Raw genomic sequence first — 20,697 nt, 5'->3', positions numbered from 1 at the left:
AGCAGACGATTGGAGCAGATCCGAACCGGGCAGGACATCGATCGCCGCGACTTGTTCGAGAACCCGACAACAGCGTTCCGGCCGTCGGCCTACTGGTTCTGGCATTCGATCCCGACAGAGGAGGTCTGCCACGCGCAGCTTGCCGATTTCAAACAGAAGGGGATCGGCACGATCCTGATCCAGGCTCGGCTTGCGATGTCGCGCGACGACTACTTGTCGCCGGCCTACCTCGTCGCCTATCGCGCTGCGGCCGGCATCGCCGCCGAGCTGGGGCTGAAGCTCGGGATCTACGACGATTATAACTGGATCAGCGGGCACGCCGGCGGCCGGACAGTCGTGGACCGCGACGACCTGCGCGAGCGCCATCTGTTCTGGATGTCCTCAGGAGATCTGCGGGGTGAGATCAGTGGCATTCATCCGCCTTTCACTCGGAAGATGGGATCGGACATTTTCGAGTGGCAATATGAAGGCGGTCGGGTCGAGTGGTGCGAATGGATGGTCGCGTCGGCCCTGCTGCATTCCTCCGGTGAGGTTGGCAGTCTGGACGAGATTGTCGATGTGACCACGCAGACATCAGTCGTTAGAAGCGACGGTGTTTCCTGCACCTACGCATTCGACGGGGAGATTAAAGACGGCCAGACGATAACGGTATTCATCAGCGCGCGCTCCACGACGTCCCGGTTGATCAACTACCTCCTGCCGGAAGCCACGGTGCGATTTATCGACGTCGGGCTCGATCCGCTCGTCGAAGCGCTTGGTGATCTCGTGCCTGATCCCGTCGGCTTGGTCTTTTATGACCAGCCGGCGGCCGGCTTTTACAAATGGGATCAGATTTCGGGCAGTCTTGGCAACAGTCTGCTATTTGCTTCGACGCTGCCGGATGCCGTTTTGCAAAACACGGGCCAGCCGTTCGCCAAGACGCTGCTGGCGCTGCTGCGCGATGTCGGGCCTGACACCTTGCGGCTGCGCGCGCAATTTTATGCCGCTTATTCAGCCCTGATGAACGATGCCTTCTCGGGCACGCTGCGTCGATGGGCCGAACGCAGGGGCATCGCACTCACGGGGCACGAAATCCTGCCGCATATCAGTTCGTGGGCCTTGAACGGGGGCTTCACCAGCATTGACCCCAGGGTCGCGCTTGCCGTGGATTTCTTCGGCATCGATTCCTACAGGCATGAGACGACGGTCGACTCCAACAATTTCGTCGCACAGCTGGCGCCCAAGCTTGGCGATTCCGTTGCCCGCTCGAATGGCCGCAGCCGCTGTGTCGTCGAAACCTATGCCAGTGCCGAGCGAACGCCGGTGCGCGCCGCCGGGCAATGGGAACTGACGCTGGAGACGATGCGGGCGCAGGCAATCCGGCTTTATTGCCTCGGCACTCGCCAGTTTCTATGGCACGGCGTCTACCAGACGGATGGGCGCGACAACGATCCGACGCCCTTTACCAATCCGCGTTTCGATTTCGCGCCGGGCATCAACTTTGAGCCCTGGTGGGGCTATCATGACCTGTTTTCGCAGGAGACCGCGCGTATCTCTGCCTTCATCGAGCCGGCCAAACCCCGCACCCCGGTCGCAATCCTCTATCCACTTCATACCGCCTTCGCAGAAGGCCCACGCCACGGCCATGCCACTCACATCGGTGCATGGTGCGAAGAGCTTCTGGCCAGGCGCTGCGACTTCATGTTCGTCAGCGAGGCCGATCTGGCCAAGGCGAGGATCGAGGACGGCCAGATGCTGGTCTCGGGGCTGGTCTTCGATGCCCTGATCCTGCCATCGGTGACCGTGCTGGAGACGAAAAAAACGGTGCGAGCACTGGAGACCTTCCGCGCCGCTGGCGGAGTTGTCTGGTCCTCCGGAGATCGCCTGTCGACCGTTTGCGATGCCAGGGATCCGGTGGCTGCGGTGGCGTCGACGCATATCGATCGGATGCCCGGCGGCAGCGATATCGACGCGCTGCTGGCAGGGCTTCCGCCGTCCGGTCCTGTCATCACCGGCCATCCCGCGGACCGGCTCTGGCAATGGGTCGGATACGAGGACAATGGCTGGTGGCGGATCGTTCTCTTCAACGATGGTGCAGCCGCGCTGGAAAGTGAGATTTTCTTCAATGACGGTTTCGACTGCGAAGTCTGGTCCGCCACGACAGGCAAGATCGAGGGGGCCGCTGCCTTCAGTCAATTGACCGTCACGCTCGAAGCGCAGGAAGCGCGCTGCCTCCGCCTGCGTCAGGCAACGCATGGGGGCGCAGGCGATGGCCATCTCTCGAACCAGCCAGCGCTTGACCTCGCGCGCGCCGTCTCACTTGTCGATGGTTGGAGTTTTGCGCCGGCGGCCAATGCAGCATTCGTGCCGATTTCGGTCGAGACCGGATGGGAGACGCAGGGATTTGCCGATTTGTCCGACACCGGGATCTACCGGCTGGCGCTGGAGATCGGCGACGAGGCCGACTGGTTTCTCGAGTTGCCTGACGTCGCGACAGTGGTCGCCGCCAGCCTGGATGGCCGGCAGATCGATCGGCGGGGCTGGCGGCCCTATCGTATTGCGCTCGGCCGGTTGCGTCCTGGCGTCCATTCGCTCGAGTTGCGCGTCGCCAACACGGCGGCAAACCGATATTACGCCAACACGCCTTATCTCGGCGATACGGCCGACAAGAGCGGCCTGTCCGCAGTACCGAAACTTATTCCGCTGACACACTGACCGGAAGTTACAGAGCCATGCTACAACATTCGACAATCCCCCTGATGCGTGCCTGGAACAGCTGGTCAAGCCGGCCGGCCGAAATGGTCTTCCTGCCGCTCGGCGTGCGGATCACGCCGGTTCTGTATTCAACGCGTAGCAGAACGACCTCCGCGATAGAGCCGCGGCGCGACGCCGTTCGCCTCGGCCGTCACACCATTGACGGCTCGTTGATAGAGCTGGAGACAGACCTCAGCGGTACGACGGTCTCGTTTTCGACGACCAAGACCGACCCCTTCGCCGTACGCGGCAGGTGGACCGGCAAGGTGTCGGCCGAATGGGGGCTGCGATTTTGGGTGACGCTGGCGATCTCCTCCGATGGCGGTGAGGTGGCAGTCCATGATGCGGCACGCAACATTACGCTGCTGAAGGTTGGCACGCGATTCGTGGCGGTCGCGACCGCCGAGGCGCCGGTGCATGTCACCGGCCACGACACGATCGACGCGCTGCGGGCGGACTTCGAGGAGAACGGCTATTTCTACACCGCCACGCGCAAAAACGAAGCGCCGGTGATCGCCCTGCGCTTCAATCTTGAGATGATGCGCCAGGGCGCCTATGCCGCGGGCGTCGCCGACAGCGCCGAGCTCGCGATCGCAAAGGCGAAGGCCTGCCTTGCGGCCGGCGCGCCGGCTGAGATCGCCGTGGCGCAGACCGGCCTGTTCGAGGGCGCCCTCGACGCAATGCGCGACGTGGTCGCCTGGAATACCATCTGGGACGAAACCAACGCGCGGCCCTATACGGCGGTGACGCGGATTTGGAATCTCGGGAAATTTGCCGTCTGGTTCAACGACCAGATTTTCGCGGCCCTTCTCGCCGGCGTGTTCGACGCCGATCTGGCGCGCGAAAACATGGCGACCGCCATGGCCGGCGCAACGCCGCAGGGCAATATCGCCTGCATCGTCACCTCCAACGATGCCTGGGTCGATCGCACCCAGCTGCCGTTCGGCGCGCTCGTCGTCTGGCAGCTCTACCAGCGGACCGGCGAACGGTCGATGATCCAGGCGAGCTACGACGCGCTGGTGCGCAATCGACGTTGGTGGCAGGAGAATCGCGATCCCGATGGTTTCGGCCTGCTGTCCTGCGGCACCTCTGATGTGGGTGAGGGCCTGTACAAGGGCACTGCCTTCGGCGCGCGCAACGAGACCGGCATGGACAACTCCGCGACGCATGACGAAGCGATCTACGATCCCGTCACCCGGACGCTCTCGACCTTCGACCTCGGCCTCAACTGCGCGGCCGCTCTCGATGCCGAAATGCTCTCAAAAATGGCCGTCGTGCTCGGCAAGCATGATGATGCCCGCCAATTCGCCGCTTTGGCCGAACGCCACCGGACGCTGATCTCGGAAACGCTCTGGGATGAAAGTCGCGGCATCTTTGCCAATCGACAGCGGCGCGGTGGTTTTGTCCGATCGCTGTCTCCGACCAGCTTCTATCCGCTGCTTTGCGGCGCCGCGACGCCGGCTCAGGCGGCGCGTCTGCTCGAACATCTGAGCGACGAGACCACTTTCGGCGGGGACTTCGTGCTGCCGAACGCGACGCGTGACGATCCGGCCTTCGCCGACAACGTTTACTGGCGCGGCCGCATCTGGCCGAATGTCAACTACATGGTCTGGCTTGGGCTGCGTCGCTACGGCTTCACCGCCGAAGCGAGCAAGCTCGCCGGCCAGAGCTACGACCTGTTCATGAAGAACTGGCGCGAGGATCGCATCGCCTCCGAAAACTACAACGCCGTGACCGGCGAGGCACTGGACCAGGGTGACACCGACCCGTTCTACATCTGGGCCGCCATGCTGCCATTGATGGCAACCGGCGAAATCGTCGAATTTGATCCGTGGACGGGCTGGACAGTGCGCAACACCGGCCGCGACCTGGCGCTCGGGCCAATGTTGTCGCCATCGGGGACTTTGCATCTGCAGGTCGAGGCCGCTGTTTTGTCGATGACGTTCAATGGCCGCGTGATGTTGCGGACGGACCTGCAAACGACGCTGTCGCGCATCGTCATGAGCGATGGACGACTGGCCTGCACCATCGCGCCTGTTGCCGCAGCTGGCTACATCGATCTGCCTCGGTTGGATATCGGCGATGTCCTTGCTGTTCGTCTCGATGGGCGGGGGATCGGCTATGTTGCAAGCGCAGAAGGCATACGCCTCACGATTGCTGAAAGCCCGCAGGACCGCCGACTCGACATCTATTTTTCCGCTGCAGACGCAAGGTAGCGCTTGACACCTGTCAATTCGTCATTAATAGTTTGTATGCAAATAAAAAAACAAAAAGACTAATTTCAAAGATCAGAGGGTTTGAACTAAAGGTCCACCGACAATCGAATGATTTAGGTGGGTCATTATCGAAGTACGGCACCGATATCTCGGTTATGAAGTCATGTTCCGCTCTTTGCGGCGCAGGCTTTTGCTCGCCTGGAAATCATGCGCCTCCAGCCTTCGCTCTCCTCTGGTTATAGTTGGTACACAAATTAGTTGATGTGCATTGCATGTCTTCTGTTTTCGGCCTTGCCGATCCGTTGAGGTCGCTGACCGCGGTCACGATCGTCCATAACTGTGTATGTTCAAGAGGGGTGCCACAATGACTGAACTCACCAGACGCAACACGATGAAATTAATGTCCGCGGCGCTTGTCGCTGGCGTCAGCTTCTCTAGCCTCCCGCGCAAGGCTTTTTCGGCGGGCACCATCACGGTCCTGAACTGGCAAGGCTACGGAACGGACGAAAAATGGTCTGTCGAGGCTTTCGCGGCAAAGACCGGCATCACGGTCGTTCACGACTACTATAGCTCGGAATCGGAAATGCTCACCAAGCTGCGCACCAATCCGGGGGCTTATGATCTCGTTATCCTCAACGCTGCGCGTTGCGCCCAAGCGGTTGCCGAAGACCTGCTGCAGCCGATCGATTTCAGCAAGGTTCCAAACGCCTCAACGGTCGATGAGACCCTCCGCGCCAACCCGAACTTCAGCAAGGACGGCAAGGGCTATGCCGTTCCTTGGGTCTGGGGCATGACCTCGCTTGCCATCCGTGAAGGCATGACCGTTCCCGACAGTTATGCGGTCCTCGCAGACCCGGCCTATAAGGGTCGTGTTGCCATGGACGACGACGCCATCATCAATGTCGGTGTCGGCGCGCTGATGAGCGGGCAGGACATCAACGATCCCAAGGATCTGGCTGCTGTCACGGCCGCGCTGAAGTCCATCAAGCCGAACGTCAAGTTGCTGTGGTCGACGGAAGACCAGTGGAACAAGTCGTTCGCCGCCAAGGAATTCGACCTGTCGCTGTTCTGGTCGGGCGGTTCAGTGCGCTCCAAGCGCGTTTCCAAACTTCCGGTTCAGTTCGTAGTGCCTAAGGAAGGCGGCGTCGGTTGGGTCGATGGTCTCGGGATTCCGTCATCGGCGCCGAATCCAGAAGGTGCTCTTGCCTTCATCAACTGGATGATCGATCCGACATTTTATGTCGAGTGGGCAACCAAGATAGGGGCGCCCGCCTCGTCGAATTCGGCAGCCCTTTCGGCACTCCCCGCCGACGATCTCACGCGTTTGGTGCACAAGACCGAGTACTTAAAGACGACGTCCTTTGTCTCGGGCATTCCCGACGACCGCCGTGAAGCCTTCAACAATATCTGGCAGGAAGTGAAAGCCTTCTATGCAGAATGATCGAGTGATTTCAGCGTCAGAGCGCGGACCTACGGGTCCGCGCAGCCGGCGCCCGCTCCCCCCATGGATATCGACGACGGCACTGCTGCTGCCGACCTATGGATGGCTGACACTTGCCGTTTTCCTGCCGCTGCTGACCATGCTCGTGTTCAGCTTCATGTCCGCGACACCGATGGGCAAGGCCCCGATCGTCTTTACGCTGAAGCAGTACCGCGCGTTCATCGACCAACCCTATCTGGTCGGGATTGGCATCACGTCGCTGCTGATCGGTTTCTGGACGACGCTGTTCTGCGCAGTGCTGGGTTTCCTGGCGGCTGTGGCTTTGGTCCGCTCGACCTTCGGCAAGACGCGTGAGATGTTGTTGATCCTCATCCTCCTGCCATTCTGGACCAACGGTCTTGTGCGCGTCTTTTCGTGGACCATGGTACTCCGGGAAAACGGCTTCCTTGACAATCTCCTGCATATGATCGCGCCCGATGCCGGATCGATCGGTTTTCTTTATACGCGCTATGCCATCGTGGTCGGTCTTGTTCACGGCTATCTGCCCTACATGATCCTGACTTGCTACATCGCGCTTGTGGCTATCGATGACGCGATCATTGAGGCTGCATCGAGTCTCGGCGCGCGCTGGTGGACCATTTTGTTCAAGATTTTGGTGCCGCTCGCCGCACCCGGCCTGATTTCTGGCTCTGTCCTGATCTTCATTCCGGTGATCGGCTCTTTCATGGAACCGCGCATCCTGGGCGGACGTGTCGGCGTCACCATGGGAACGGTGATCGAAGACCAGTTCACGCAGGCCTTCAACTGGCCGCTAGGCGCATCTTTGTCCTTTACGCTTCTGGCCGTCGTGCTCGCCATTTTCGCAACCTTCTCCGGCGCTCTGCGCCGTGGCACGGTAGCTTGAGGAGAGGATCATGAAACCGCTTGGCCGTATCTATCTCATTGCGATCCTTATCTTCCTCTACACGCCCATTCTCGTGATGATGGCAATGGGGTTCAACGCATCGCCGCTCTATGAACTGCCCTTCAGCTTCTCGTTGCAATGGTATCAGGCTCTGTCCAGCAACACCGTGCTCCTGACGGCTGGCCTGAACAGCATCGTCATCGCCACGATCACGGCAGTACTGGCGACGGCGCTTGGGACCATGGCTTCGGTGGCGCTGTCGCGACGGACATTCCGCGGCAAGAGCCTGCTGCAGCTAATGCTACTGCCGCCGATTGCCATTCCGTGGCTGATTACCGGCACGGCGATGCTGATCTTCTTTTACTGGAGCGGCATCGGGCGTGGCATGCATGCCCTGCTGATCGGCCACGTCGCACTCGCAATCCCCTATGTGGTTCTGGTGGTCGGGACCGGCTTCCGTACTATTCGTGCCGATCTGGAAGAAGCAGCCATGAGCCTCGGCTCCACACCGGTTCACGCCTTTTTCTCGGTGACATTGCCGCTGCTCTATCCGAGCATCCTCGGCGCCGCGCTGTTTGCCTTCGCAGTTTCGCTCGACCAGTTCGTGATTTCCTACTTTCTCGCAACGCCCGGCTACACCACGCTGCCGGTGCAAATCTACTCCTCGATCCGCAAGGGCTTCACCCCTGAAATCAACGCGATCTCGACCGTACTTCTGCTCGGCTCGATGACGATCATCCTGATTTTTGCGCGTTTCGCCAAGCCTGGAGACACTCGTGACAAACGTTAAAGTCAATTCCGTCGCCAAGACCTACGGCATCACGCCCGTCCTGTCGGATATCACCACCGAGTTTCCCGAAGGCTCCTTCACCAGCCTTCTCGGCCCATCCGGTTCCGGCAAGACCACGCTTCTGCGCATCATCGCGGGCTTCATCAAGCCGGACCAGGGTATCGTCAGGATCGGCAACAACGATGTCACCGACATCCCTGTCTGGGGCCGCAACATTGGCATGATGTTCCAGTCCTACGCACTTTTCCCGCACATGACGATCGCCCAGAACGTCGCCTTCGGTCTCGAACGTCGAGGCATCAAGGGCGCCGCCGCGCGCAAGGAAGTTGATCGGGCTCTTGAGATGGTCCGTCTTCCCGGCTTCGGCGACCGCACGCCCAAGCAACTGTCCGGGGGTCAGCAGCAGCGCGTCGCGCTGGCCCGCGCCATCGTTATCAAGCCGAGCGTACTTCTTCTCGACGAGCCGCTGTCGGCGCTCGATCGCCGCCTTCGCCAGGAGATGCAGGTCGAACTGCTGCGCATCCAGCGTGAAAGCGGCCTGACGACGATCTTCGTTACCCACGACCAGGAAGAAGCGCTGACGCTGTCCGACAAGGTGGCCATCCTCGACAAGGGCCGCATCGTCCAGATCGGCGAGCCGGAAACCGTCTACGAACGACCACTGACGCGCTTTGCGGCGGAATTCCTCGGCGATTCCAACTTCCTCACCGGGACGGTGGATAATGGGGCCGTGCGTCTGGCCGATGGGACGGTCGTCCGGACCACCGGGACGTTGCCATCAAGCGGATCCAAAATTACGCTCGCGGTTCGCCCGGAAAAGATGTCGATCGTATCTGGTCCGACGGACGGCAATAGCCTAACGGCACGCATCACCACGGTCATCTATGCAGGTCCCGTGCTTTCCTATCTGCTAGAGACTGCCGATGGCCTGCCGCTGAAGCTGTTTGCGCAGAACCGCGATGGGAAGATTCTGAACGATGGAGACAGCATCACCCTGAGCTGGGCCCCGGAACACACCGTCTCGGTGGCCGACTGATCATGGCAACTGCGCCGCTCTCCAAGAATACGTTGCATGTCGTCATCGACATGCAACGTCTGTTTGCCGAGGAAACGGCGTGGCATACACCAGCAATCGCCGACATTCTTCCGAACGTGCTGGCGCTCAGCCAAGCGCGCCCGTTCGACACGATCTTTGTCCGATTTGTGGTTCCGCAGAACGCGGAAGATGCAAAAGGCCGCTGGAAGAACTACTATCGCCGCTGGTCATCGGTGACGCTGGATGAGCTAGACGCGACCGTGCTGGATCTGGTCGCGCCGCTGGCGGCGATCGCCGGTCCTGGCTCCATCGTCGACAAAGAAACCTATTCCGTCTTCGGTTCGCCTGGTTTCGCCCGCCGCTTGCAGAACTCGGGAACGGACACTCTGATTTTCTCAGGCGTCGAGACAGACGTCTGCGTCTACGCGAGCGTTCTCGATGCGGTGGACGCCGGCTACCGGGTCATCCTGGCCGAGGATGCGCTGGGAAGCGGTGACATGAAAGCGCACGCTATGGTAACCGAGATCTTGGTGCCGAGGCTTTCGGAGCAGATCGAAATCTTATCGACAGAAGCCATCCTGGATTTATGGCGAGACTGAGTTCGACAATGCGATTGCCAACCACGACGAACAGGCAGATTTGAGAGATCCGATGGATGTTCCCTTCAAAGACAAAGGCGGCCGCAGGAAGGCGGCAGTGCCTAAGGTTCAAGGCCAGCAGGCCGAGTATGCGCTTGGCGAACAGATCGGCTTCTATCTGCGGCAGGCAAACCAGCGGCACGTGGCGATCTTTGCGAGCCTGATGGCGGAGAAACTGACCACGACCCAATGGGCAGCGCTGGTCAAGCTCAACGAACTGCAGCCCTGTTCGCAGGGCAATCTCGGCCGCGAAACCGCCATGGACATGGCGACAATCAAGGGGGTCGTCGATCGACTGGTGAAGCGCGGGCTGGTTCACACAGCACCCGACGCAACCGACGCACGGCGGTTGGTGCTGACGCTGACGCCGGACGGCGAGGCGACGGTGGCTCGCAACCTGTCGGTCGCACTGCAGATTTCGCAGGAAACACTGAGTAACCTGACGGTTGCCGAACGCATGATGCTAATGGAACTCCTTCAGAAAATCTGCTGAGCCGACGCTTGCCGTAACCTCGGAGACTACCCATGTTCCAGCTCAGCGAAGACGAAATCCCATCGCTCGTTGGCCAAATGACCGTCGGCGAAAAGGTCGCTCTACTGAGCGGACGCGGGCTGTGGAAAACGGCAGCGATCGAAAGGCTCGGCATCCCTTCGGTCGTCATGACTGATGGTGCGTATGGCGTGCGCTATTCGACCACCCAGATCGACGCCGGCGACAGCGACGAAGACAGTCTTCAGGCATTCCTCGATCTCGTCGGGCAACAGGGCGATGGGCCAGGCGGCATGTTCGGCGCCACCCGCCCGGCCACATGCTTTCCAAACGGCAATCTGCTCGGCTGTTCCTGGGATATCGATCTTGCCTACCGCATGGGGGCGGCGCTTGCGGCCGAGTGCCAGGATTTCGGCGTTCATCTGCTACTTGGCCCCGGCATCAACATCCGGCGCACGCCATTGGCTGGGCGGGCCTACGAATATTATTCCGAGGATCCCGTCATCAGTGGTGAACTCGCTGCTGCTGTCATCTCAGGCCTGCAGGATCATGGCATCGGCGCCTCGCTGAAGCATTTCGCCTGCAACAATTCGGAAATCGAGCGAACCACGACCAGTTCCGATGTCGACGAGCGGGCCCTGCGCGAAATCTATCTGGCGGGCTTCGAGCGGGCAATCGAAAGGAGCGCGCCATGGACCGTGATGAGCGCCTACAATCCGCTGAACGGCATCCAGGCAGCCGAGCATCATTGGCTGCTCGGCACCGTGCTGCGCGAGGAATGGGGTTATGACGGGCTGGTCGTCTCCGACTGGCATGCGATCAAGGATCGTGGCGCCGCGCTCAATGCCGGCACCGAACTCGACATGCCGGAAAGCCAGCCGCGCAAGGCGCGCCTTCACGCCGCGATCGAAGCCGGCGACGTGCCGACTGAGTTGATCGATGCCGCCTGCGCCAGGGTTCTGGCGTTCGTGATCAAGTGCAAGATGCACGAGAAGCGCGGCACGGCGGCGGATCTCGACGCGCACCATGCGCTGTCACGCGAAATCGCGGCGGAATCGATCGTGCTGCTGCGCAACGTAGGCAAGGCGCTGCCACTTGATCCCGGCCGCCTAGGCGAGCTTCTCATCGTCGGCGATGGCGCTGTCATTCCGGTCATCCAGGGCTCCGGCTCGGCCACCACCAATCCTTATCGCGTCGACAGTCCCTTGGCGCAGATCGCCAAGCGGGCGGGTGACACCTTGACGGTGCGGCATCAGCCCTTCTCCTGCGCCGCGCAGGGGGACCTGTTGGCCTCGATCGAGGCGATCGTTGAGGCTGCGTCACGCGCCGATGTCGTTGTGGTGTTCGCGGAAAACGAGAAGAGCCGCCACGGCGAAGGCAATGACCGCGACACACTGAAGCTCGCCGCTAGCCACGACGCCCTCATCAAGGCACTGGCGTCAGCCGGTCGCAAGATCGTCGTCGTGCTGTCGATGCCGGATACCGTCGAGATGCCGTGGCTCCACGATGTTGATGCCGTGCTTGCCAGCTTCTATGCCGGGCAGGGCGGCGGCGAAGCGATCGCCCGTATTCTGTTCGGCGAGCAGAACCCTTGCGGTAAACTCTCTGCCAGCATGCCCGCGCGCGTGAACGATATTCCAGGCTGGCACACCTACCCGGGCGAGCACGGGCGGCATGTCTATAGCGAGGGTATTTTCGTCGGGTATCGGTTCTATGATTTAAAAGAAATCGTCCCCGCTTTCCCGTTCGGGCACGGGCTCAGCTACACCTCGTTCACGTATGAGAATATGGAGCTCGACAAGAGCGAGATCGGCGCGGATACGAGTTGCACGGTGCGTGTTACTGTCCGTAACAGCGGCTCGGTCGCCGGCAAGGAAGTGGTCCAGCTTTATGTGCGCCCGCTTGCGCCCGGCCTGAAGCGGCCAATCCGCGAGCTCAAGTCCTTCACCAAGCTGCATCTGCAGCCTGGCGAGACGAAGACGGTGAGCTTGACGCTGAGGCAGCGCGATTTCCGCTATTTCGATACGGCACGTTCCGCTTGGGTTCTCGATGCGGAGGCTTTTGCGATCGAAGCTGCGGCATCCTCCCGCGATATCCGCTTGTCAGTCATTCTGCCATGTAAATTGCCCGCTCCTGTGTTGCCACTGATTTCGCCTAATTCTCCAACAGCCCTCGTCTTTGCCCACCCTAGGGCTGAGGCTGTTCTTGTCAGTTTCTTCGTCGCCAGGCTTTCGATCTCAAGTGCAGAAGCTACGGCGCTTCTTGCAAAAACGAAGGGGTCCTTTCTCGGATTCTACGACACTTTGAGCTGGTATGTCGGAGATAGCGTCAAAGAGACGGATATCGCCAAGATCTTTGCAGGACTGAACGACCATTGATCTGAGGGCCGAAATGACAACCGCAATATACGCAACCGACCCCCTTTTTGCTGCCGAAGAATGGATAGCAGCTGGTCGTGATGTTTCGATTGCGACCGTGATCGAAACCTGGGGTTCGGCGCCGTGTTTGGCGGGCAGCCATCTGGTGGTCGACGCTGATGGCAATTTCGAAGGCTCGGTCTCCGGCGGCTGCATCGAAGCTGCGGTGATCACGGCGGCCATCGATGTGATTGCCGACGGCAAGGCGCAGATGCTGGAATTCGGTGTCGCGGACGAAACTGCCTGGCGAGTCGGCCTGTCCTGCGGCGGGCGCATCCGCGTCTATGTCGAAAGGATCGGCTGATGCGCCTCAACAGTCTGCAAAGCCTGAACGCCGCGCGTCGAAAACGTGTTGCCGCAGTGCTTCTGACGGATCATCATGCCGACGAGGAGCGTGTCATCCTGGAAGGTGACCCGATCGAGGAACCGTTTGCCGCACTCGTCGAACGTGCCTTTCGGTCCGGCCGCTCTATAGCCTTCGACAGCGCTTCCGCAAGCGGCTTCGTCAACGTTTACATGCCAGCCCCGCGTATTGCCATCATCGGCGCCGTCCATATCAGCCAATGTCTGACGCAGATGGCAAGGCTCGCCGGATTCGATGTGCGGGTCATAGATCCGCGCACGGCCTTTGCGACGCGGGATCGCTTTCCTGACGTGCCGCTGTCCGCCGATTGGCCTGCCGATGCGCTTACGGCCGATCCGCTCGACCGTTACACCGCCTTGGTCGCGCTCACCCACGATCCGAAGATCGATGATTTTCCCCTGGCCGCGGCATTGCGCACCGGCTGCTTCTACATTGGCGCACTCGGCAGTCAAAAGACCCACGCCGCGCGGACCGAACGCCTTGCCGCAGACGGCTTTGGCGCCGATGCACTTTCAACCATCCACGCTCCGATCGGGCTTGATATAGGTGCGTCCAACCCCGCCGAGATCGCCGTGGCTATATTGGCTCAGGTCATCCAGGCGCTTCACTCGCGCCGCCCTTCGCTCTCCTGGGATGGGCCGCAATGAAACGCCGTCAGTTCTTGCCGACGACGCTGGCTGGTCGCCTCATGCGCTACGACTTGCGGAAGAAGCCTTTTCCAAGCGGCATATACTGTGCCAAGGCGACCTTGTGTAGCTGGAGCGGGCTGGCCTTCGTCAAGGTGACGGCAGCCCGCATCGGCGATACCATTCGGAGAGATGCGGCCGCCCATTGCCGATGAAGCCCGTGACTGATCATCGTCGTCGGTGCATACGCGGCGATCGATCATGGCGATTTCATTCCCGCAGGCAGTCGCGAGGCGGTCAGTCGTATCCTGCGCGTCGACATGCCGATCGATCCGGGAAACCTCATGGTTTCTCGGCGAGATCGGTACCTGTTATGCCGTCGGGGCGGCCGGGTTTACGCCCGCAGTCCCAAAGGGAATGGCTTCGATCGACTGCCGGAGCGGATTCTGGCAGGTGAGCGTACGATATTGGTCGCATGGGCGTGGGTGGCCTGCTAATGGAAATTCAGACAGGGTCAATGCCGCGTGAGACCTTGAAGGAGACGTCATTGCAGCCAAAGGTCGCAATCGTCCTGCTGGCGGCAGGAATGGCAACACGCATGGGCCCGAATGGAGGTCACAAGCTGCTGGCTGCTTTTGACGGCATGCCGCTTGTTCGCCGGTCAGCCCTGATCGCGATGGGCAGCGATGCCGCATCGGTCACGGTCGTCGTCGGCCATCGTCAGGATGACATCCGCAAGGTCCTGGTCGATCTCCCGGTGACGATCATCGCAAATCCGGCCTACCCGTCGGGCATGGCAAGTTCGCTTACGACGGGCTTTGCCGCTGCCGCGGCCGACGACACGGAGGGCGTTCTCGTCATGCTCGCTGACATGCCGGGCGTGACCACAGACGATCTGAACAGAATGATCACCGCCTTTCGCGACGCCAATGGCGCATCTATTGTTCGCGCCGTGTCGCAAGGCAAACGCGGAAATCCGGTCATCCTGCCGCGGTCGCTGAACGATGCCGTTCTCCGCCTGGAGGGAGATGTGGGCGCCCGCCATCTGATCGAAACCTCCTCACTGGCGGTGACAGACGTCGAGATTGGCGATGCGGCGACGATCGACGTCGACACGCCGGAGGCGATCATTGCGGCCGGCGGGACGCCTGCTGGAACAGCCTGAGGGTTTATAATGTTGACTGAGCCAACCTCGGCGAGCTGTGATCTCGTACGGCTGTCACTGGCGGCTATCTGCTCGACCAGCTAGCCAGGGACGGCGCCTAGTACGCCGGACGAGATCGCAACTGAGATCAACCGCTATGTGCAGGCAGACGCTGCCGACGGGTTTGTCTTCGCGCCGCATCTGACGCCCGGCCGCTTCGACGAATTCGTCGAACGTGTCGTGCCGATCCTTCAGGAAAGAGGGGTCTACCGGACCGACTACATGGAGGGCACGCTATGTGTCAACCTTGGGCTGCCGGATCGGGCTGCGCAATATTCGACGCCGCATCTTGCCAGTGCCGCCGTTTAGGGCCCTTGCCCCTGTCTTGCGCTCCCGCAGCGCCGGCGGGCGGGCTAGGACGCATGCGCCGGTATGCCCGTGGCGATTTCGATCCCCGCTCAAACCGACGGCCTTCGTTTCACATTTTGACCGCGATGAAGGGCGGAGCCCCGCCACGTTGGTGAAGAAGCCCGCTTTTCCAGTTGTCGCTGACAAGATTTTTGCGGAACGGATTTTTTCATGTGCGGGCGCAAACGAACCAGAATGCCTTTAGTCTATAAAGTTAATAGACAATTATATTAACGCGCTGGTTGTCGATCGACGCATGAACAGCCGCCGCCAGACCTGAAGCATCACCAACTCCGGGACCAGATATGACCGTAAAGACTTTCAAGACATTCCCTAGACGAAATCCCATTGCCTTTGCGCTGACATTTCCCCTTCTGGCATTTTCCCTTCTGGCATTTGCGGGCCCACAAGCGCATGCGGCCGAGAGCGCAAAGCCGGTGGAAGGCTCTACGCTGACCGTGGGGCTCGCCACGGACACGGCGATCATAGATCCCTCGATTACCGGCAGCTCCATTACCGCCGTCATCACGCGAAACCTCGTCGATTCCCTCGTCGGGCAAGCCGAAGACAATAGTTTCGCGCCGTGGCTGGCCGAACGCTGGGAGATCAACAGCGACAATACTGTCTATACGTTCCATCTGCGGCAGGGCGTGACCTTCAGCGACGGCACGCCTCTCGATGCCGCCGCGGTAAAGTACAATTTCGAGCGGATCCTGGATCCGAAGACGACGTCGAGCTATGCAAAATCGCTGCTCGGTCCGATCGACAAGATCGAGGCGATCGATGCCGGCACGCTCGTCATCCACTATAACAAGCCTTTCGCGCCGCTGCTTCAGGGGCTGAGCCTGCCTTATCTCGGGATCCAGTCGCCGACCTATCTGCAGAAAGCGACGAGCACGACCAATACGGTTGTCAGCTCCGGTCCCTATATTCTCGAAAGCTTCGTCAAGGGCAGCGGCAGCAAGCTCACGCGCCGCGCCGACTACAATTGGGGGCCGGGTTATGCCAAGCACACCGGCCCGGCCCATTTCAACGGGATCGATTTCAAATATCTGCCGGAATCATCGGTTCGCCTCGGTGCCCTGGCAAGCGGCCAGGTTCAGGCGATCGACGAAGTTCCGCCTGCCAATTACCGCTCTGTGCAGGGCGATGAGAAGCTCCAAGTCGTGACCCGGGAGAATCCTGGCGTCAACAGTTCCTATTTCCTCAACACGTCCAAGGAGCCCTTCCAGGACACCAAGGTGCGCCAAGCCTTCCAAAGCGCGGTGAACGGTGCGGCGGCGGTGAAGGCAGCCTATCTCGGCACGCTCAAGCCGGCCGACAACATCCTCGGGCCGTCGACGCTCTATTACGATGGCAGCGTGGCGAGTCAGTGGGGCTTCGATCTCGCCAAGGCGAACAAGCTGCTCGACGAGGCCGGCTGGGCGAAAAAGGATGCCGAGGGATTTCGCACGAAGGATGGCCGACGCCTGACCGTGCATTATGTCTATGACAGCGCGTCCGTCGGCGCATCGAACGTGACCCTTGCGCAGGCGGTGCAATATCAGGTCCGCCAGGCCGGCTTCGACCTCCAGCTCGATCCAGTCGACGCCGGCGGCTACACCGCGCGGGCCAACAGCAATGATTACGATCTGGTTTCCTTCTACTATGTGCGGGCGGAACCGGACATACTGCGCACCGTGTTCCATTCGGCCTATGTGCCGCCGAACGGATCGGATTACGTCCGTGTCAACAGCCTCGATGAAAAACTGAGCAAGGCCATCGGGGAAAGCGATGCGGAACGGAAGCGGCTCTATGGCGAGATCCAGTCGGAAATCGTCGGACACGCCTATGTGGTGCCGCTCTTTGTCGCAGCATACCAGCTCGGGGCGTCGAAGAAGCTTCACGACCTCAGCTGGGCAACAAATGCAAAGCCGCTCTTCTATGATGCCTGGCTCGAGCCGTAATTTGATCCGGGCCGGGCTGAAGCGGCTCGGTGTTGTCTTTGCGGTGCTCTGGGGCGCCGCAACGATTGCCTTTGTCGCCGTAAAGCTCATTCCCGGCGATCCCGTCTCGGTGCTGTCGGGCGGCGAGAACGTGGTCGATGCGGCTGAACGCGCCGTGCTGACACAACAATACGGACTGGATCAGCCGCTCTACGTGCAATATGCGCGCTACGTGCTCAATGCCCTGACCGGCGATTTCGGTGAAAGCTACCAATATCGCCAGCCGGTTGCGGAGCTCATCTACGAGGCGGCGGGGCCGACATTGCAGCTCGCCGGCAGTGCGATTTTTATCGCCTTGATCCTGTCCCTGAGCATTGCCCTGGCGACCGCCGGCCGGCGCAGGGGGATCGCTATTGCCGTCTCCGGGATCGAGCTGGTCCTGCTCAGTACGCCCGTCTACTGGATCGGTATCGTGCTGCTGTCGGTCTTCAGTTTCCGGCTGCAATGGTTTCCGGTGACGGGCAATGCCGGATTTTCCGCGCTGATCCTGCCGGCCATTGCGCTCAGCCTGCCGCTGGCGGCACTGCTGACCCAAGTGCTGCGTGACGGCCTGGAGGAGGCGCTGCTTCAGCCCTTTTCGCTGACGGTTCGCATGCGTGGCGTTGGCGAGACTGCTCTCCGGTTACGGCACGGCCTACGCCATGCGGCCCTTGCCGCTTCGACTTTGACGGGAACGCTGTTTGCAAGCACGCTGGGTGGCTCGATCCTCACCGAGACCGTGTTCGGCCGCTCCGGCATCGGGCAGATCACGCTGCAGGCCATCAAGACCCGCGACATGCCGCTCGTCCTTGGGCTGGTGATGCTGTCTGCCTTCGTCTTCGTCATCATCAACCTTCTGGTCGATGCGCTCTATCTGCTGATCGACCCGCGCCTGCGAAGGAGTGCAGCATGAGCAGTACGGAATTGTTCGATACGGTGCTGCGCGGCCGCGCGGCTGCCGGTTCTCGTCGCAGGCATCCCTGGCTCGCGCCGGGACTGCTGCTGCCGCTTGCCGCGGTCATTGTCCTCGCCTTCGCCGTCTGGATGCCGCAATGGTTTACGGCATTCGATCCGGACGCGATCGACACCAATGCCATCTTGGAAGCGCCAAGCGGCATTCACTGGTTCGGAACCGATGAACTGGGACGTGATCTCTTTTCTCGCATCGTCTACGGAACATCGCAGTCGCTGACGATCGGGATCGGCGCCACGGTGATCGCCTGTTTCGGCGGCGTCATTCTGGGAACGGCTGCAGCCCTGTCGCCGAAGCCGATAAGCCGGCTTCTGCTCCGCGTGATCGACATTCTTCTGGCGTTTCCGGAAATACTGCTGGCGCTGCTGGTGATCGCCGTGCTCGGGCGCGGCCCCCTCAACACCCTGCTGGCCGTCGGCCTGTCCTCCATCGCCGGTTACGCCCGCCTGATCCGCTCGCAAGTCCTGCAGGTCAAGCTTTCCGGCTATGTCGAGCATGCCGTGGCGCTCGGGGAGCATCCCTGGACCATCATTATCGAGCATATCGTACCGAACGCCGCCCGGCCGCTGGTCATCCTCGCCACGATCGGCGTCGGCGCCTCGGTGCTGACCGCCTCGGCCTTGAGTTTTCTCGGCCTCGGTGTCGTACCGCCTGCCGCCGAATGGGGAGCGCTCTTGGCGAACGGCCGCAATTTCATCGATATTGCCCCCTGGACAAGTCTGCTGCCGGCCACCGTGGTCGCGGTCTCGGTGATTTCGATCACCCTTGTCGCCAGGCGATTGCAGACGCTTCTGGCGCGGGGTGATGCCTGATGAACATACGACCCGGTCCGCGCTCGCCCGCCGTCGCCTCGCCGAGCCCACCGCTCCTCGAGATCGACGGGCTGCACGTTAGCTTCGACACGCCACAGGGCGTCGTCGAGGCCGTTTCGGATCTTTCCTTGCGGATAGCGCTCGGCGAAATCCTCGCGCTTGTCGGCGAATCCGGATCGGGGAAATCGGTGACGGCGCGCACGCTGGTCGGCCTTGCTGGTCCACATGCACATGTCCATGCCCGCAGCATGGTGCTGGGGGGAGATGACGGCCGACCGCTCGATCTGCTGCGGCAGTCGCAGAAGGCCTGGCAAGGCGTCCGTGGGCGCGAGATCGGCTTCGTCCTGCAAGACGCTCTGGTTTCCCTCGACCCGCTGCGCATGGTCGGGCGCGAGATCGCCGAGCCGTTGCTCGCGCATCGGCTCGTGGCGCGATCGCAGGTGGCCACGCGCGTGGGTGAATTGCTGACGCGCGTCGGCATTGCCGAGCCGGAGATCCGCGCCGCCCAGTATCCGCATGAGCTTTCCGGAGGACTCCGGCAGCGGGCCCTCATCGCATCGGCGCTTGCGGGCGAGCCGCGTCTGCTGATCGCCGACGAGCCGACCACGGCGCTCGACGCGACCGTCCAACAGCAAGTTCTATCGGTCTTCAAGGGACTCGCGAGCGCCGGTTTCGGCGTTCTTCTGATCACCCATGATCTCGCCATTGCGGCGCAACTGGCTGACCGCGTCGCGGTCATGCAGAATGGCCGTCTCGTTGAATCCGGCCCGGCGCAAGACGTGCTGTCCGCTCCCCGGCACACCTATACCCGCCGCCTGCTGGCTGCGGTACCGACCGGCGCCACGCGTGGCCGGCGCCTAAGCGCGCCGGATGACGCGCCGGTCTACAGCCGCGCGCCGGTGGATGGAGGGCCGCTGCTGCAGGTCCGAAATGTCTCCGTCAGCTTCCTGCGTCCCGACGGCAGCCTCTTGGAAGCGGTCAGGGATGTGTCGTTGCAGATCGGTCGTGGAGAAACGCTGGGCATTGTCGGTGAATCCGGCTCCGGCAAGACGACGCTTGGCAAGATCGCGCTGGCGCTGCGCAGCCCGAATAGCGGCGACGTGCTCTTCGACGGGCGCCCCTGGAGTGCGCTGACCGAAGCCGCGCGCCGGCCGGTGCGAGCCGGCATCCAGACGATCAGTCAGGATCCTTTGAGTTCATTCGATCCGCGCTTTACCGTCGAGCGCATCATAGAGCAGCCGCTACGGCTGCTCGGCAGCCTCGACAAGGCGGCACGCCGGCGGAAGGTGGCGGAGCTGATCGAGATGGTGGGCCTTGCGCCGGAATTGCTTGCCCGCCGCCCGACCGCGCTTTCCGGCGGGCAGCGTCAACGCGTCTCGATTGCGCAGGCCTTGGCGGCAGAACCAAAGCTTTTGATCTGCGACGAGCCGGTTTCTGCGCTGGATGTGACGACGCAGGCGCAGGTATTGGATCTGCTGGCCGATCTTCAGCAGCGGCTGGGGCTTTCGATGATGTTCATCTCGCATGATCTGGGTGTCGTCCAGCATATGAGCCACCGGATCGCCGTCATGAAGGATGGGGTAATCGTCGAAAGCGGATCGGTGGAGCAGGTATTCGACCATCCGCAGCATCCCTACACCCGCTCGCTCATCGCCTCCGTCCCGAATTTGGCGGCGCATCAGACGACTAGCAGTTCAGTAATGACGCACCCTCGTCCTGGTGGATAACCGGTCTTTGGGTC

18 protein-coding genes are annotated in these 20,697 nt (G+C 61.3%); all 18 read left to right on the top strand.

The window, feature by feature from the left end:
- The first annotated feature begins 9 nt into the window (after positions 1-9).
- The 18 genes from MOV76_RS01820 to MOV76_RS01735 all read left to right on the top strand — a co-directional run bounded on the left by MOV76_RS01820 (position 10) and on the right by MOV76_RS01735 (position 20,683).
- Complete coding sequence (locus tag MOV76_RS01820; RefSeq protein WP_247263661.1) at positions 10-2,694, top strand: carbohydrate-binding protein; 2,685 nt, start codon at positions 10-12, stop codon at positions 2,692-2,694.
- Between the two features lie 17 nt (positions 2,695-2,711).
- Complete coding sequence (locus MOV76_RS01815; protein ID WP_247263660.1) at positions 2,712-4,949, top strand: MGH1-like glycoside hydrolase domain-containing protein; 2,238 nt, start codon at positions 2,712-2,714, stop codon at positions 4,947-4,949.
- A 364-nt stretch (positions 4,950-5,313) separates the two neighbouring features.
- Positions 5,314-6,390, top strand: coding sequence for a PotD/PotF family extracellular solute-binding protein (locus MOV76_RS01810; protein ID WP_032981498.1), 1,077 nt, complete (start codon positions 5,314-5,316; stop codon positions 6,388-6,390).
- Positions 6,380-7,294 (top strand): ABC transporter permease, encoded by a 915-nt coding sequence (locus MOV76_RS01805; protein ID WP_247263659.1) that lies wholly within the window; start codon positions 6,380-6,382, stop codon positions 7,292-7,294. Before MOV76_RS01810 ends, MOV76_RS01805 begins: the two co-directional genes overlap by 11 nt.
- A gap of 10 nt (positions 7,295-7,304) precedes the next feature.
- A complete protein-coding gene (locus MOV76_RS01800) occupies positions 7,305-8,084 on the top strand; it encodes an ABC transporter permease (protein ID WP_007813634.1) in 780 nt (259 codons plus the stop codon).
- Entirely contained in the window at positions 8,071-9,120 is a 1,050-nt protein-coding gene (locus MOV76_RS01795) for an ABC transporter ATP-binding protein (RefSeq protein ID WP_247263658.1), read from the top strand. Before MOV76_RS01800 ends, MOV76_RS01795 begins: the two co-directional genes overlap by 14 nt.
- A 2-nt stretch (positions 9,121-9,122) precedes the next feature.
- Positions 9,123-9,719 carry a cysteine hydrolase family protein gene (locus MOV76_RS01790; protein WP_018245250.1) on the top strand — a complete coding sequence of 199 codons (597 nt, stop codon included), beginning with the start codon at positions 9,123-9,125 and terminating at the stop codon, positions 9,717-9,719.
- Between the two features lie 52 nt (positions 9,720-9,771).
- Positions 9,772-10,251, top strand: a complete 480-nt coding sequence (locus tag MOV76_RS01785; RefSeq protein WP_018444488.1) for a MarR family winged helix-turn-helix transcriptional regulator — start codon at positions 9,772-9,774, stop codon at positions 10,249-10,251.
- Positions 10,252-10,283: 32 nt separating this feature from the next.
- Positions 10,284-12,626 carry a beta-glucosidase gene (locus MOV76_RS01780; protein WP_247263657.1) on the top strand — a complete coding sequence of 781 codons (2,343 nt, stop codon included), beginning with the start codon at positions 10,284-10,286 and terminating at the stop codon, positions 12,624-12,626.
- Positions 12,627-12,639: 13 nt separating this feature from the next.
- Complete coding sequence (locus tag MOV76_RS01775) at positions 12,640-12,969, top strand: XdhC family protein (protein WP_047620183.1); 330 nt, start codon at positions 12,640-12,642, stop codon at positions 12,967-12,969.
- Positions 12,969-13,676, top strand: a complete 708-nt coding sequence (locus tag MOV76_RS01770) for an XdhC family protein (protein WP_247263656.1) — start codon at positions 12,969-12,971, stop codon at positions 13,674-13,676. The genes MOV76_RS01775 and MOV76_RS01770 overlap by 1 nt, the downstream gene beginning before the upstream one ends.
- Positions 13,673-13,870 (top strand): hypothetical protein, encoded by a 198-nt coding sequence (locus MOV76_RS01765; RefSeq protein ID WP_247263655.1) that lies wholly within the window; start codon positions 13,673-13,675, stop codon positions 13,868-13,870. The genes MOV76_RS01770 and MOV76_RS01765 overlap by 4 nt, the downstream gene beginning before the upstream one ends.
- A 332-nt stretch (positions 13,871-14,202) precedes the next feature.
- Positions 14,203-14,820, top strand: coding sequence for an NTP transferase domain-containing protein (locus MOV76_RS01760; protein WP_247263654.1), 618 nt, complete (start codon positions 14,203-14,205; stop codon positions 14,818-14,820).
- A 138-nt stretch (positions 14,821-14,958) separates the two neighbouring features.
- On the top strand, positions 14,959-15,168 hold the full coding sequence (locus MOV76_RS01755) for a hypothetical protein (protein WP_247263653.1): 210 nt from the start codon (positions 14,959-14,961) through the stop codon (positions 15,166-15,168).
- Between the two features lie 344 nt (positions 15,169-15,512).
- Positions 15,513-17,153 (top strand): ABC transporter substrate-binding protein, encoded by a 1,641-nt coding sequence (locus tag MOV76_RS01750; protein WP_247263652.1) that lies wholly within the window; start codon positions 15,513-15,515, stop codon positions 17,151-17,153.
- A gap of 1 nt (position 17,154) precedes the next feature.
- A complete protein-coding gene (locus MOV76_RS01745) occupies positions 17,155-18,084 on the top strand; it encodes an ABC transporter permease (RefSeq protein ID WP_245368961.1) in 930 nt (309 codons plus the stop codon).
- Positions 18,081-18,956: an ABC transporter permease gene (locus MOV76_RS01740; RefSeq protein WP_210068764.1), complete on the top strand. Its 876-nt coding sequence runs from the start codon at positions 18,081-18,083 to the stop codon at positions 18,954-18,956. Before MOV76_RS01745 ends, MOV76_RS01740 begins: the two co-directional genes overlap by 4 nt.
- Positions 18,956-20,683 carry an ABC transporter ATP-binding protein gene (locus MOV76_RS01735; protein WP_247263651.1) on the top strand — a complete coding sequence of 576 codons (1,728 nt, stop codon included), beginning with the start codon at positions 18,956-18,958 and terminating at the stop codon, positions 20,681-20,683. Before MOV76_RS01740 ends, MOV76_RS01735 begins: the two co-directional genes overlap by 1 nt.
- Positions 20,684-20,697 lie beyond the last annotated feature (14 nt).

It is taken from the genome of Rhizobium sp. PRIMUS64 (assembly GCF_023006465.1).
In the GTDB taxonomy this organism is placed as follows: domain Bacteria; phylum Pseudomonadota; class Alphaproteobacteria; order Rhizobiales; family Rhizobiaceae; genus Rhizobium; species Rhizobium leguminosarum.
The sequence above is the reverse complement of the archived record's forward strand: the minus strand, read 5'-3'. Positions and strand labels throughout refer to the sequence as shown.